General features: G+C 33.0%; 1 protein-coding gene. It reads right to left on the reverse strand.

The features are described 5' to 3' along the window. A partial coding sequence (locus WFK35_RS23245) for a hypothetical protein (protein WP_336735025.1) occupies positions 1–221 on the reverse strand: 221 nt, incomplete at both ends.

The raw sequence follows: 221 nt of genomic DNA on the forward strand, positions 1-221 counted from the left end.
TTCTATATTAATTTTTAAGCTTGGAAATGTAGTAATAAGGTATAAATCGGCAAATTCGTAAGAATATCGCTTAATATCACGTCCCCTTAATAACGGTCGTATGATTTCGGCAGATTTTGGATCTTCTGAGATTAACTCATCTTTCTTCTTCCCATCAATAATGAAGGCCTCATTATAGCCCGTCAATATCCCACGATAAATATTAATGTTCCAGTTTTTTA

Source organism: Chryseobacterium sp. VD8 (genome assembly GCF_037149975.1).
In the GTDB taxonomy this organism is placed as follows: domain Bacteria; phylum Bacteroidota; class Bacteroidia; order Flavobacteriales; family Weeksellaceae; genus Chryseobacterium; species Chryseobacterium indicum.